Raw genomic sequence first — 13,928 nt, 5'->3', positions numbered from 1 at the left:
AGATAGAACACGAAGCGTTCTTGCAACGAGAAAACGATAGGAAAGGTGGAGTCTCACATGTCGATCGACATTCGCAAGGAAACAGCGAAACAAGGCACCGTCGAACAACGGATCGTCTACGAATCGGGCAACGAGATGGCAGCATACGCAGCGCACCAGATTAACTATCACATTATGGGCTACTTTCCGATCTCGCCTTCGACGGAAGTGGCACAGTTTCTCGACTTGATGAAAGCGAACGGCCAACACGACATCGTCCTTATTCCGGCGGACGGAGAACACGGTTCCGCGGGCGTCTGCTACGGCGCATCGACGGCCGGCGGCCGCGTATTTAATGCGACGTCTGCGAACGGGTACTTATACATGCTTGAGCAAATGCCTGTCCAATCGGGTACGCGTTTCCCGATGGTCATGAACTTGGTATGCCGGTCGGTTTCGGGTCCGCTCGATATTCACGGCGACCATTCCGACTTATATTTCGCATTGAACACGGGATGGCCGATCGTGCTGTGCCGCGATCCGCAAGCAGTGTACGACATGAACATCATCGCGCTGAAGCTTGCGGAAGATCCGGAAGTGCGTTTGCCCGTGCTCGTCGCTTCGGATGGTTACTTCACGAGCCATCAGAAGCGCCGCGTCATGACTTTTACGCACCGCGAAGACGTGCAGCGCTTCGTCGGCGAGCATCCGCCGGAAGGATTCGCGCACGTGCTTGATCGCAACAATCCGATTACCGTCGGCCCGTACATGAACGAGCCGGATTATATAAATAACTGTTATCAGCAAAGTCAGGCGATGTATCGCGCCGAAGCGGTGTATGACCGCATCCAGAAAGAGTACGCGGACTTGACCGGCCGCGAATACCCGATTCTCGAACTGTATCGAATGGACGATGCGGAAGTCGCGGTATTTTTGCTGAATTCTTCGGCGGAGATCATTAAGGACGTCGTTGACGAGCTTCGCGCGAAAGGCGTGAAAGCGGGCGCGATCTCGCCGAACATCATCCGGCCGTTCCCGGCGAAGGCGATTGCGGAAGCGCTCGCCGGCGTGCGGGCAGTGACGGTTGGCGACCGCGCGGACTCGTACGGTGGGCACGGAGGCAATATGGCCATGGAAGTACGGGCTGCCCTGCAGCAGTACGGCAACTCGACAACGATGGTGATCAGCCGCATTTATGGCTTGGGCGGCAAAGATTTCTACGCGGAAGACGGTCTCAAGATGTTCGAGTTCGCTACCGATGCTGTCAACGCGGGGAAAGTGGAGAAGCCTTACGATTATCACGGGATTACGGCAGGCGACCCAGCGAAAGCGCCGAAACGTGTGCTCGAGCCAATGCCGTATGAAGCGCTGAAGACGGGGCTGATTACGGTGACGCACGACGAGGAGACGGGCAAAGTGAATGTCAAAGTGCCGCCGCTCCGTCAGCTTACGAAGAAGCCGAAACGCATCGCGCCGGGGCATGGCGCTTGCCCGGGCTGCGGTATTTTCTCCGGATTGGAGCTGTTCTTCAAAGGGATCGAGGGCGATATCGTTGCATTGTTCCATACTGGGTGCGCGATGGTCGTTACAACGGGTTATCCGTACTCAGCACACAAGGCGACGTATATTCATAACTTGTTCCAGAACGGTGCAGCCACGCTGTCGGGCGTCGTCGAGATGTTCCACGAGCGCAAACGGCGCGGAGAACTGGACGATCTCGGGTTGAAGGACGACTTTACGTTCGTCATGATTACCGGAGACGGCGGCATGGATATTGGCATGGGACCGGCAATCGGTGCCGCTCTACGTAACCATCGGATGATCATACTCGAATACGATAACGAAGGCTACATGAACACTGGCGCGCAATTGTCTTATTCGACACCGATGGGGCACCGGACATCGACATCGAACGTGGGTAAGCACCAAGGCGGCAAAGTGTTCCATCACAAGGACACGGCGCAAATTATGGCGGCGACGAACATTCCGTACGTGTTTACGGGAAGCGAAGCGAGCCCGATCGATCTCGTGCGCAAAGGTGCGAAAGCGCAATGGTACGCGCAGAACGTCGGCCTTGTATATGGCAAAATTCTGATCACTTGTCCGCTCAACTGGTTGTCGGAGGATAAGGACGGCTCAGATATTATCGATCATGCGGTCAACACGTGCTTCTTCCCTCTGTATGAGGTCGAGCGCGGCGTTACGACGATTACGTATAACCCCGAAGAGAAGGGCAAACGGATACCGGTCGGCGATTGGCTGAAAATGATGGGCAAAACGAAGCATCTGTCCAAGCCGGAATACGCGGAGACTTTGCGGGAGTTCGAGCATGAGATCGAGCGGCGGTGGAACATGCTGAAGGCGAAGCACGAGAGCCCTTATTTGTGAGAAAGCAGGGAGGCGCATTCGAATGCCGTATGTAATGAGACATGCGCCTTCTGGCACGCTGCTTGCCGCCGTGCAACGCAACGGGTATCAGCTCGCCTATTACGGGCTTGTGTTATGGGAGCAGTGTCCGGAAGAAGCGCGCATGGCGGAGGCGCTGGCGCAGGCGGCCATTGAACAGGGAGACGCGGCCGGGCGGTTGTCGGATTGGGAGACGCTGGAACTGACTGAGCACGAGGCGAAAATGGCGAATGTCAAGCTGCGCAATGATCCGCGCAGAGTGGTCTCTTACCGAGACGGCGTTCTTGCGGCGACGGATGGATAGGTAAGGTGTGGAGGAGCCGATGTGCGTCGGCTCCTTTTATTTTTGGTTCGGTGGGCTTTGGTCGATAGCGTCGCTGGGTTCCTTACTATTGCGTTTTTGAGTGTTCTCGGTGGGTAATAGCGTTGCTGAGTACGTTACTGGTGTATTTTGGGGTTCGTGGCGTGCAATAGCGTCGTTGGGTTAGTTATTGGTGCGTTTTGAGTGTTCTCGGTGGGTAACAGCATCGCTTGGTGCTTTACTGTCTAGCAAAAGGGATATATAAGTATTACAATTATTAAAACGAAACTTAGTTTCATCAAATGAAACAAAAAAAGCGAGGGAAATATTATGAATTACGAATTTGAAGGCATCGACCATGTGCAATTAGCCGCTCCGGAAGGGTGCGAGCAGAAAGCGAGGAATTTCTTCGCAGGGGTGCTGGGATGGGAAGAGATTCCGAAACCAGAGATCCTTGCAAGGAGAGGCGGGGCCTGGTTCCAATGCGGCTCTCAACAAGTGCACATCGGAGTGCAAAGCAAATTTGTTCCCGCAAAGAAGGCACACCCAGCGTTTCTTGTTCGAAACTTGGACCGATTGCGGGAACATTTGCAGCAGAACGGCATTCCGATCGTGAACGATGACGCGAGGGGTGGCGAAGGCATCGACCGTTTTTACGTCGACGACCCATTCGGCAACCGGCTAGAATTTATGGAAAGCGCGGCTGAGCATCCGTCAACCATTCCCTGAACAGCTTAAGCGGCAGAAGTTTCTTCTTGCCGAGCGAGCTTGCGAAGACGGCAACGAGTTCACGCTCCGGCGAGATGAAGATGTATTGTCCGCCGAATCCGACGGCGAAGAATACGCTAGGCGATAATGGCGTGCGGACACGGCGATCCGAATCGCGGTCGGCGAGCGCCCACCAATGATAGCCGTACATGCCAATGTTGTCGTAACCCTTGAAGCGCGGCTTCGTACTCTCGACAATCCACTCGGCAGGTACGATCTTTTCGCCGTTCCATTTACCGCGCTGCAGCACAAGCAGGCCAAGCCTCGTCAGATCGCGCGGGCGCAGCTCGAGGGCGAATCCGCCGATGCTGATGCCTTGAGGATCGGTCGGCCAATGAAACTGTTCGATGCCAAGAGGACCGAACAGATAGCGCTGCGCATAGGCCGCGGCCGTCATTCCAGTCGAACGCTGTAACAGGGCGCTGAGCACCTGGGACGAGCCTGAGTCGTAAACCATTCGCGTACCAGAAGAGCGAACGAGCGGCCGAGACAGCACAAAACGTACCCAATCCGTACTTTCCGTCATCGGGTAAGGCAAGCCGTGCCAATCGCCCATTTCTTGCCAGTCCCAGCCTGGCGTCATCGTTAGCAGATGTTCGACGGTCAGTGATTCTAACGTCGGGTTGTCCTGCGCTTCGATGAAATGGTCGGTGATCAGGGTGTCGAGCGAAGGGAACTCTCCGCGTCCGATGGCGATACCGATCAGAAGGGATAGTACGCTTTTCGTAATCGAGTTAACCTTATGCAGGTTGTCTGCTGAATGACCTTCACGCGAGTGCACGAGCAGCGTCTCGCCGTACTCGAGAATTTCGCAGTAGTCAATCCGTTCACCTGCGATGCGTCGGGCAAGCTGCTTCGTTCGCGCAGTCGAGAAGTTAAAAGTTTCTTTCATGTGTGCAGTCTCCGGATGCTTGTCTTATGATTAGTCGGGCAGAATGGAAGCTTCCTTGCGGCCGTTCGTCTGCAGGATGACGGATACGCGCTGGAGTCGCAATAGTTCGTGAGGCTTCAAATCCCGCTGAAAATATCCGTATAAATACGATGCCTCCAGGAAAGGCAGCGCCGTATAACAGACAACGGAATTGTGGGAATACGGGTTATCGAGAATAATCTGCCACTCGCCGTCTCGCTCTGTAGCCGAAACAGAAGCGAGCGCTTCGTTCTTCGCTGCGATAATCATTTCGAATTCATCCCATAGTCCACCCCAAGAAGGGCTGAAACGCTCCGGTAAAGGGAACAATTCCCGACTGCGTGCGAGCAGTCGAGCGAACAGCTCGATTTCACTGTCTGCATACCCGCGCAACCCATTGCGAAAATCTTCGACGAACGTGTAGAACGCGAAATATCCCGCCTTTTCCATCGCCTCTTTGTATGTTTGCTCTAGTTGGCTGGAATTCATTCGCATATAATGGTGAAAGGCAAGCTCGGACATAACTAGCAGTCCCTTCAGACACAAAATGGGAAACCTACAACATATTATACGCTACGGCTCGAGCGTGCGCCCGAATTTTTATGCTATAATGAAAAGCAAAATGCTCGGAAAGACCGGGCGATGCTTTATAGGGGGGACAGGAACAGGATGAGCCGGCGTTTCGTCATCGAAGCCGTAATGATCGCGATTTACGGACAATTGCTTCAGCCGCGGGAATCAGTAGAATACCGAATTCCTTACACGTCGGTTATGGAGCTTTACGATATGAAAGAAAGCCCGGAACCGGTAATGCCGGAGCCGGACGACGATACGTTCGTCAAAAGCAAAATTGCCGAAATGATTGCGTATTTCGAGGACCCGTTTAACAAGAAAAAAATCGAGAGATCGCTGATGGCGCCTTGGCGCGAAAGTCCGCCGCTTCCGATCAACGACAAAGTGACGCTAGTCGTCGTCAATTCTTCTGAAAACATGCAATACGGTGAACAATTCGATCCCATCGAGACAGAGATTATGCTTCTCGCACTGAAGAGCCAATGCCCGGTGCTGACCGATCAGATTGAATTCCAGGACAAAGTCGTGCAGAATGCCGTTCCGGTGCAAGTGTTCGACATTGACGATTTCGAATTTGCAATCGAGGAAAGCGTTGACGCGGCGAGTGACATACAGGATTAACCGAGCTGCCGAGTCTCTCGGCAGCTTTTGCGTCAAGTGAAGGAGGCGGGTGAATGGGCACACGATTCGCGAGATGGATGGCGACAAGACAGCATAAACGTCAGAAGCTAATGTCCGCACTGCGGTGGTACGTCCGTTGGGGCGAAGAGCGTATGACCGCCGAAGAGAAAATCAATTATGCGGTTCTGCTGCATGATGTCGGACAGTCCGATCGTGCCTTGGCTTTGCTCGACAGCGTCCTGGACAACGGCGATTACGCGCATGCTTATGAAAGACGAGCGCATATTTACAACGAGCAAGGACGAGAGCAGGAAGCGATTGCGGATATGGATCAAGCGATCCGAATCGACTCTACTCCTTATATTTATTGGTATACGCGAGCGGTCGCGCAGCACAATCTCGGCCGTTACGAAGAGGCGGTGGATGATTTCAAGGAAGCATTGCGCCGTCGGGATGACTCGAAGGCATCCACTTATTACGAATTGGGTAATGTTTATATGAGAATGGGGCGTGTCTCGGAGGCGCTGGACAATTACTCGCAAGCAACGGCTGATCCAGATAAGGTGATTCCGCATTATTATTACCGACTCTCCCAAGCGCTGGAACAATCGGATCGCCTCCCGGAAGCGCTGCAAGCGATTGAAACCGGTATTCGTCTGCATGATGAATGGTGCGCGTTAGAAGACAAGGGAGCGGCGCTCCTGAAGGAGCGAACCAATTATTCTGCTTCTGCGGCGGCAAGTTTCGTTGCAAGCGCGGATGACGAGTACGGTTTTCGCCCTTATTGCGCCCGTCTGCTTGAGGCAGCGGGGAAGTTAGACGAAGCGGTGCGGGTAATCGAACAGACCCTTGTCTATTATCCGGATGAGCCGGAGCTTCAGGTTCGCCGGGGCAGCTTGATTCGCGATACCGGGCGATTACCGGATGCGGCCGAAGCGTTCAAGCAGGTAGTCGACCGTAAGCCATCATTTCTGCCTGCTTATATGGAGCTGGCGACAACGCATCGGATGACAGGTGATTATAAGATGATGGTCGATACGTTGCTCGCTGCGAAAGAACGTTATCCCGAGCATACGGTCGTCCGATATTGGCTCGCAGACGCCTATCGCGAACATGGAAAACTCGAACTGGCGAAAATCGAGAACGATCAACTGGCCGAGCTTGAGCCTGATGACCCGTTGAACTGGAAGCAGCAAGCTGAAATCGCGATTGACGGTGAGCGATACGGGGACGCGGATGAAGCACTGACGCGGTCGATCGCCCTGGATGACACGGCGGACGCGCGTATGAGACGCAGCTTCTCGAGATATATGGCCGGGCGATATGAGGAAGCGATGATGGATATTCAAGAAGCAGTTCGACTCGACGAGAGCTTGCTCCAAATGAGTAAGACCGCTTATGCGATGGGCGAGTTGTTCGTCGGTATGGACAATTGGGAGCTTGCAGACCAACAATTCACGCGTGCGATCGAGCTGGAGCCTAATAACGCGCAATTGTTCGAGCGTCGCGCACGCGGACGTTTCTCGGAGGGCCGCCTGGAGGGAGCAGAAACGGATTGTAATCAGGGGTTATTGATCGATCCGAACCATGCGGGCTTGAACTGGCTGCGCGGATTGATTCGGTACCGGATGGACGATTATGCCGGGGCACTTGCCGACTCTCTTGCTTATGCCGCGCTCGCACCTGAGGATGCCCAAGGTTATCATAATCTCGGTTTGATATACAGCCAGTTGGACCGAAATGACGATGCGATCAATGCGTTCTCCAAGGCGATCGAACTTCAGCCTTTCGAGGCACAGGCGTATTTGGAACGGGCAACAATTGCTTATCGTTACTCGTTCGACCGTGTTCAGGCAGCGGACGATCTGGCGCAGTGGTTGCTGTATACAGGCGGGGAACCGATTAAAGGCGACCGGTTCGCGTTGCTTGCAGAAGTTCCGGGGATCGACGACGACATGAGAGAACGCGTGAAAGAACAATTTCTACTCCGTTACGGCGGCAATCGCTATCTTTCGTAACGGGATAAACTGGACGGATTGAACGGAAGGCGAGTGGAAAGAGATGAGATCTGCAATTCCCGTGTACGTATTGACTGGATTTCTCGGCAGCGGCAAGACAACGCTGCTAAGCCGTGTTCTGGATGACGCGAAGGCGAGAGGAGTGCAGCCGGCGATCGTCATGAACGAAGTCGGCGAAGTGAATGTCGAAGGTCAGATCGTCGACGCCGACGTGCCGATGGCGGAACTGCTTGGCGGTTGCATTTGTTGCACGAGTAAAGGAGACTTGGGGCTAGAGCTGGTACAATTGGCGAAGCAAGAAAAGCCGGACGTCATCTGGATCGAATCTACGGGTATCGCTCAGCCGCTCGATGTCGTCGAAGGCGTCACCGAAGCGTCATTGTATGCGAATTTAATGTTGGCGAACGTCGTGACGGTTGTCGACGCCCGTCATCTCCTCGATCGGCTGAGAATCGGCAGCGGCAAGACATTCCGTCTGATGAAGGAGCAAATTCGCGCTGCGGACATTCTCGTACTTAACAAGCGCGATCTGGTCGGACCAACAGAACTCGAAGAACTTCGAGAGGCGCTTGAGACATGGAATCCGTATGCGGCGATACATGCGGTGGCGCGCGCGGAGCTGGATCCACAAGCGCTATATGCGAGCACCTCGAGCAACGGCAGACCGAGAGACACTCTTCGGCAGCAGGAGAACGAGTCGGAAGTTGCTGATCAAACTGCTTCCGAAGGCCGATTCAAATTTGCGCATGCTTCGGAAGGTCACGCCCATGTGAACGCGTTGACTTACTTTTTCGACAACGATATCGATAGCGTACGGTTCGAACAGTTCCTCAAAGAATTGCCGGACAACGTATACCGAGCGAAAGGCATCGTTGGATTCCGAGATACGGCCAGCCTGTTCTTGTTCCAACATGCATACGGCGAATCCGACTTCCTGCGCATTACGCCACAGAAACCCGTCAACCGCGTCGCCGTGTTTATCGGGGAAGGGTTCTCACGGGAGGATCTGCAACAACGGCTAAGAGAACTCGAAGCATGAAGAGGGCGTTGAAGCGCTGCTCCCTTCCTCAATCACGGGGCAGAGAAAGGCTTTAATTGCCGCTTCAGCTTAAACATGCCGGATTGGACGATATGAACTTTCACGTTAACGTCACCCAGTGCGAGCGTTCGGAGCGGCAACCTTCCTTCCTGGGTTAGCGTTTTCCACGTTTTGAATTTTTTGCGATACAGCCGATGCTCCAGATCGTAAAGATCAGCATGGCCGTTCCTCATTCCTTCCTCGAACGTCGAGCGGATTTCGCCGGCGACGGCATCGGCTGCCAACTTGGATAGTTTTTCCTCCGACAACTCTTTGCCAAGTTCGTAAAGGGCGGCGTTGACTTTGACATCCACGTGAAAGACAGGTTCCCCGTTTTTGATCTCCATTTTCACTTTGGCTTTCGGATGGCCCATCTTTAAAGTCGCCAGCATTTTGCCGTTGTCCGTCAAAGTCATTCTTCCTGCCGGCGTATGCTTGACGAACCAACGAAGCCCATTTAGCTTACTATCTTCCAGCCACCCGATATAAGTGTCATTATGCATGGCGAAGACGCCGTCTATTTCGAGTTTGGGGTCTTTCTTCTTATCTCTTGCCCACGTATCTTTGGCAAGGCCGATCGAGGGCACGAGCACCGTCTCGCCTGGCTCACGCAATTCACGCGCGAACGCGTTCAGGCGCATCGGGGCAATGATCGGCCATTGCTCATAACTCGGCTTCGGCGAATACAAGATGGAGTTCATCGGAGACAGGTTAAAGAATGGCTTGGTCGAAAACAGTTTGGCGATATCCGTCTTGGTGCTATAAATCCATGGCGTATATCGAATTTCCGGCGAGCGGATAATCCGATCGAAAATGCTAATCAGATCGCCGGAGCGAAGAGCCGCCTCGGAGAGAACGACACATTCGAGATGGCCCCAGAACACGGTTTGTTGTGCCGTCTGATACAGCTTCATAGTGGCGTCAGACATAGATGCGCCTTCCGTTTGACCTACCCATACCGTTGCCGGATTTGACGTTTTACCTGTATCAGATTTGGCGACGTTGGAAAAATCGAGCTGTTGGACGTAAATGCGGTATTTCCCGTCCACGTAGTCGATGCCGACACCTGTAAAATAGTTCACATCCTGTAACGTTTTGACGTCCCAGCATCCGGTCAGCGGGAGGATGAACGCTGCGCATAGCGATAACAGAAGCGCCCTGGCCCTCATGAGTTTTCTCCTTGTCTGTTCGGGTCCTTCGGCTTGTAGATTGTCGCTCTTTCCTTAGATGCCTTCAGCGGAAACCGTAGAATGCCAAACATTGTATCCCGAAAACGAAACGGCGAAATCGGGGCAAGGTACGGGAGTCCGAACGATGTCAGCGACGACAGATAAATGACGATGCCGAACATGGACAAGAAGAAGCCGAGCAGGCCGAATGCGCAACTGGCTGTCAGAACGGCGAAGCGGATTACGGTGACCGCGCCGCTTAACGACTGATTGACGAGCGTAAACGTAGCGACCGCTGTCACCGCGGAGACGACAAGTGTCGTCGGGCCGGTGAATCCGGCGGAAATCGCCGCTTCGCCGACGATCAACCCGCCGACGACGGCTACCGTCTGCCCGACAGCTTTCGGCAGTCGCATGCCCGCCTCTCGAAACAGTTCAAACATCCCGATCATGAGGAACAAATCGATTGGCCCGGATAACGGGAGACCGAGTCTCGACACAACTACCGTTGCGAGCAAAGGGAACGGAATTTGATCTAGATTAAATGCCGATACCGACACCCAGAAGCCCGGCAAAAACATGGCGATAACGAGCCCGAAGAGCCGCAGTACTCTTTCCATGAATACATAATAGAACGGCAAGTGCAAGTCTTCGGGCGATTTAACTAATGCCGTTAAATTTGTTGGCCCCACAAGCACCATCGGAGAACCGTCAACGACGATCGCGAACCTCCCGAGAAGCAAGCTTTCTGTGATGTAATCCGGACGGCCCATATACTCGATCAAAGGAAAGAGGGAGAGGGAAGCGTCGGAAAGCCCCTCCTCAAGCTGCTGGCTGGAGATCAGACCGTCGATTTCGATTTTCTGTATTCTTGTAGATGCTTCACGCACCAGATTGTCATCCGCGAGATCCGTCATGTACAAAAGCGCGACTGCCGTTGCACTGCGCTGACCTACTTGAAAGTAGCGGATGGCGAGTTCCTGCGTTTTTAATCTTTTGCGGATAAGGGCGATGTTCGTTTCGAGCGATTCGGTGAAGCCGTCCCGCGGTCCTTTGACCGAAATTTCTGTGTTCGATTCGCTTGGCGAGCGTTGGGGTGGATTGCTCATCTGAATCGCGAAAGCTTCACGAGAGAGTTCGAAGAACAGGACGAGATTGCCGGACATCACTTGCCGAACGAATTGTTCGACGGCGTTCGGTTCGCGGATGCGGTAGATGTTCTGCGATACGAACGGTGGTTCAATATTCGGCGAGGAGGAGTCATTGGACGGATCGGCGAGAAGACGAGGCAGCTTCGTATACAGAAAGTCGCTCAATAAGGCGCCGTCGATCATACCGTCGCAGTAGACAAGCAGCGGATTCAGCTCGCGCGGGGAATTACCGTTCGTAAAATGATGCACGTTGACGTCCCTGGAATGTTCGAATAGCTTGGAGACGCCTGCGTTATCCAGTTGCTCGAGCTTGACATCAGGCTTTGAACCGTCGTTATTGCCACTCGTTTGATTTTCACCGCCGCTGGTTGTCGCATTACGATACAAATTTTCAATGCTCATGAAGACTCCCTCTTTCTCATGGCGATCAGCAGCAACAAAACAAACGGGAACAAGTAGAAAAACACCATCACTGGAGGGAAATAGTACTCTTGAAGGAAATGGAAAAATTTCGCATCACTCAGGCTGCTCTGGCTGACAGCGACGACCTGGAGAATGGAGAAGACGATCATCCCTATCGTTCTTGCGATGCCTGAACGAAACCGCAGTAAGTCAAAAAAAAGAAACAACGCCAGAGAAATGCGAATGAGCGAACCCGAGAGCCACTGATAGATCGACAAAAAGTCCAGATGGGCGATGAATTTGCCGATCATCACCATCCGCCATTGCTCGAAAGCCGGATAACGCTGGTCCGCCGATTCGTAGGGGCCGAAAATGGCAATGGATGCAATGAGCGGACCGAACACAAGCCCGGTGACGCTGAGCATAAGAATCAGTAATATCCAGTAGCGGAGAGGTTTGTTCATATGTTGCTGAAAGGCAAGGAGGAGAACGAATTCTACAAGTCCTCCGAGCGTGTACATTGTCCCTTTTAAGATCGGTTTCTGCCCTTGCGTGAATACGGGGAACAAGTAAGAGTAATCTTTGAATTGGAAATTGACGGTCATGACAAACAAACCAAATGCAATGACGCCGGGAAGCAGGATGCCTGCTGCAATCGCAATCGTCCGTAGCCCTTTATGAGCGGCATAGAAGGAAAACAGCATGTATAGGGAGGCGGTTAACGGGAACGGCGTTTTTTGCAAATAGGTTGTTTTTGTCCAGGCGCTCGTATCTCTTAAAGTGACGAAACAAATGAAAAGCGTCAAAAGAAGCAGCGGTGTAACGACCATCCAGGCGACGACGGGGTTGTAGCGGGATTTGAACCAGTCGAACAGCGATTGCTGCTTTGTCATTTTCATAATCCAATAAATGAGGGTGGTCCAAAGAATTAGCGGGGGGATGGAGTATAGGGTACTAACCCATGCATCTCGGTGGGAGGCGTCCAGAACGAGAGGGATAATGAGCACATGGTTCGTGAGGCCGACGGCCAGAATCAACAGGGTCAACGATTGAGTGATACTGATGCGTGAAGTGGCCATGGCGTTATCCTCCATTCACTGGGCAAGTCCCCTTATTATGCCAATGAGTATGGGGGATTATCCGGAAAATGCCACTGCGGCACTCTTTGTCGAGGATTTCGGGTATGTTCGGGGGCGGGAGTTTGTTCGGGGGCTCGGAGTTTCGACTTGTCTAAAAATTGCTGAAAAAGGCGCCCTTCGATTGGGCGCCTTTGCGTTATTGAACTTCCAACAAATATTGTTCGAGCTGGTCGAAAGTGCCGCCGAAACCTTGTCTCATGGAGTCGAACATGCCTCGGAAAAACTCATGCTGCTCCGGCGTAGCATCGTACGGTTCGCTATTCAGCTTCACGATAGTTCGATTATCTTCTTGAGTGAACGTTACGACATTCGACACTTGCAGTGGGAAGTCTGCAAAGTCGGGTCCGAACGGCGCGGGAACAGTGTTGCCCTCTGCATCGGAGAAACCGTTAAGAAATACGAGCCGTACCGGAGCAACAATTTCCTGATAAATAAATTTGCCCCACATAACATGTCCATCGGGACTTGTCATGCTGTAATGGAAAATGCCTTTGGGCCGAAGTTCGTGTTTGGCCACATGAATAGATGTCCCTTTAGGTCCCCACCATTTGGCCAAGTGCTCCGATTCCGTCCACACCTGAAACACAAGCTCGCGGGGGGCGTCAAATGTCCGCGTAATTTCAAGTTGTCTTTCCGTCATCATGTTATTCCTCCCAATCTGATGATTTTCTCATCCTGGATTTGTTGTCGATTGCTAAATTATTTCTTAATCGAACACATACTGCGATTTATTATTTGTAAAGCCGATTCGATTATAGAATTGGACGGCATCTGATCTAATCTGGTTGGTACGCACTCTAATTTTTGTGAAACCGGATTCAGCTGCCCATTGCTCACACGCTAGTACTAATCGTTTGCCAATCCCATTTCCTCGAAAGGCACTGTCGACGACAAGTCCAGCTATCTCAACAAATGGTGGGGACTCGATTAAGAAGCGCACATTAGCATGAATCCATCCGGACAAAACGTAGTTAGACTCCATCACATACATAATATGGTCGCTGTGTGTAGAAATAAATTGAAGTCTCTTTTCAAGTTGAGTGACATCCACTGGATAGCCCAGTTGGCTTGAGAGCCTAGCGATCTCTAAGGAATCGCTTAGAGTTGCTTTTCTAATCAAGTAACAACACCTCACGATGAAAGATATCAAATCGGATACTAGCATAAATGTATGGCAATTCTGTATGGGAAAATATGACGATTTTCACCATTCTTGTGATATGATTGTGGTGGATGAAAGGCTTGTACAGTAAAAAAATACGAATGTGAGCACTTCGCAAATATTACGTTAACTGAAATCGCCCTAAGGAATAAAAAAAGGAGATAAACGAAATGAAAATAGAACTTACCAAAAAACAATACAGAGATTTAATTGAATTATTATTTCTTGGGAACTGGCTTGCTAATGCTTCT

The 13,928-nt window shown here is 52.3% G+C and carries 13 protein-coding genes; 6 read left to right on the top strand and 7 right to left on the bottom strand.

Annotation, left to right across the window (positions count from 1 at the left end):
* Positions 1-57 precede the first annotated feature (57 nt).
* The 3 genes from ACFPOF_RS12935 (at position 58) to ACFPOF_RS12925 (ending at position 3,415) form a co-directional block, all read left to right on the top strand.
* Positions 58-2,367 carry a thiamine pyrophosphate-dependent enzyme gene (locus ACFPOF_RS12935; protein ID WP_378133207.1) on the top strand — a complete coding sequence of 770 codons (2,310 nt, stop codon included), beginning with the start codon at positions 58-60 and terminating at the stop codon, positions 2,365-2,367.
* 22 nt (positions 2,368-2,389) lie between these two features.
* Entirely contained in the window at positions 2,390-2,689 is a 300-nt protein-coding gene (locus tag ACFPOF_RS12930; protein ID WP_378133205.1) for a hypothetical protein, read from the top strand.
* A 327-nt stretch (positions 2,690-3,016) separates the two neighbouring features.
* Positions 3,017-3,415: a VOC family protein gene (locus ACFPOF_RS12925; RefSeq protein ID WP_378133203.1), complete on the top strand. Its 399-nt coding sequence runs from the start codon at positions 3,017-3,019 to the stop codon at positions 3,413-3,415.
* On the opposite strand, the gene ACFPOF_RS12920 is transcribed toward ACFPOF_RS12925, so the two are convergent.
* Positions 3,375-4,346 carry a serine hydrolase domain-containing protein gene (locus ACFPOF_RS12920; RefSeq protein WP_378133201.1) on the bottom strand — a complete coding sequence of 324 codons (972 nt, stop codon included), beginning with the start codon at positions 4,344-4,346 and terminating at the stop codon, positions 3,375-3,377. The genes ACFPOF_RS12925 and ACFPOF_RS12920 overlap by 41 nt on opposite strands.
* Positions 4,347-4,376: 30 nt before the next feature.
* On the bottom strand, positions 4,377-4,886 hold the full coding sequence (locus ACFPOF_RS12915; protein ID WP_378133199.1) for a hypothetical protein: 510 nt from the start codon (positions 4,884-4,886) through the stop codon (positions 4,377-4,379).
* A gap of 147 nt (positions 4,887-5,033) precedes the next feature.
* On the opposite strand from ACFPOF_RS12915, the gene ACFPOF_RS12910 reads away from it, so the two are divergent.
* The 3 genes from ACFPOF_RS12910 to ACFPOF_RS12900 are packed head-to-tail and all read left to right on the top strand — an operon-like array spanning position 5,034 to position 8,615.
* Positions 5,034-5,558 carry an ADP-heptose synthase gene (locus tag ACFPOF_RS12910; protein ID WP_378133197.1) on the top strand — a complete coding sequence of 175 codons (525 nt, stop codon included), beginning with the start codon at positions 5,034-5,036 and terminating at the stop codon, positions 5,556-5,558.
* 53 nt (positions 5,559-5,611) lie between these two features.
* A complete protein-coding gene (locus ACFPOF_RS12905) occupies positions 5,612-7,576 on the top strand; it encodes a tetratricopeptide repeat protein (RefSeq protein WP_378133195.1) in 1,965 nt (654 codons plus the stop codon).
* A gap of 43 nt (positions 7,577-7,619) precedes the next feature.
* Positions 7,620-8,615: a CobW family GTP-binding protein gene (locus ACFPOF_RS12900; RefSeq protein WP_378133193.1), complete on the top strand. Its 996-nt coding sequence runs from the start codon at positions 7,620-7,622 to the stop codon at positions 8,613-8,615.
* A 32-nt stretch (positions 8,616-8,647) separates the two neighbouring features.
* Here ACFPOF_RS12900 and ACFPOF_RS12895 read toward each other — a convergent pair whose 3' ends face one another.
* From ACFPOF_RS12895 to ACFPOF_RS12875, 5 genes are all read right to left on the bottom strand, one after another.
* The gene (locus ACFPOF_RS12895; protein WP_378133191.1) at positions 8,648-9,823 is read right to left on the bottom strand and encodes a Ger(x)C family spore germination protein; all 1,176 of its coding nucleotides are present in this window, start codon (positions 9,821-9,823) and stop codon (positions 8,648-8,650) included.
* Positions 9,820-11,376 (bottom strand): spore germination protein, encoded by a 1,557-nt coding sequence (locus ACFPOF_RS12890; RefSeq protein WP_378133189.1) that lies wholly within the window; start codon positions 11,374-11,376, stop codon positions 9,820-9,822. The genes ACFPOF_RS12895 and ACFPOF_RS12890 overlap by 4 nt, the downstream gene beginning before the upstream one ends.
* Positions 11,373-12,455 (bottom strand): GerAB/ArcD/ProY family transporter, encoded by a 1,083-nt coding sequence (locus tag ACFPOF_RS12885; RefSeq protein ID WP_378133187.1) that lies wholly within the window; start codon positions 12,453-12,455, stop codon positions 11,373-11,375. The genes ACFPOF_RS12890 and ACFPOF_RS12885 overlap by 4 nt, the downstream gene beginning before the upstream one ends.
* A gap of 196 nt (positions 12,456-12,651) precedes the next feature.
* On the bottom strand, positions 12,652-13,158 hold the full coding sequence (locus ACFPOF_RS12880) for an SRPBCC family protein (protein WP_378133185.1): 507 nt from the start codon (positions 13,156-13,158) through the stop codon (positions 12,652-12,654).
* 63 nt (positions 13,159-13,221) lie between these two features.
* Positions 13,222-13,635 (bottom strand): GNAT family N-acetyltransferase, encoded by a 414-nt coding sequence (locus ACFPOF_RS12875; protein ID WP_378133183.1) that lies wholly within the window; start codon positions 13,633-13,635, stop codon positions 13,222-13,224.
* Positions 13,636-13,928: the final 293 nt, after the last annotated feature.

Origin of the sequence: Cohnella soli (assembly GCF_042655525.1) — a bacterium.
GTDB lineage: Bacteria > Bacillota > Bacilli > Paenibacillales > Paenibacillaceae > Cohnella > Cohnella soli.
This window is presented reverse-complemented; position numbering and strand designations above follow the sequence as displayed.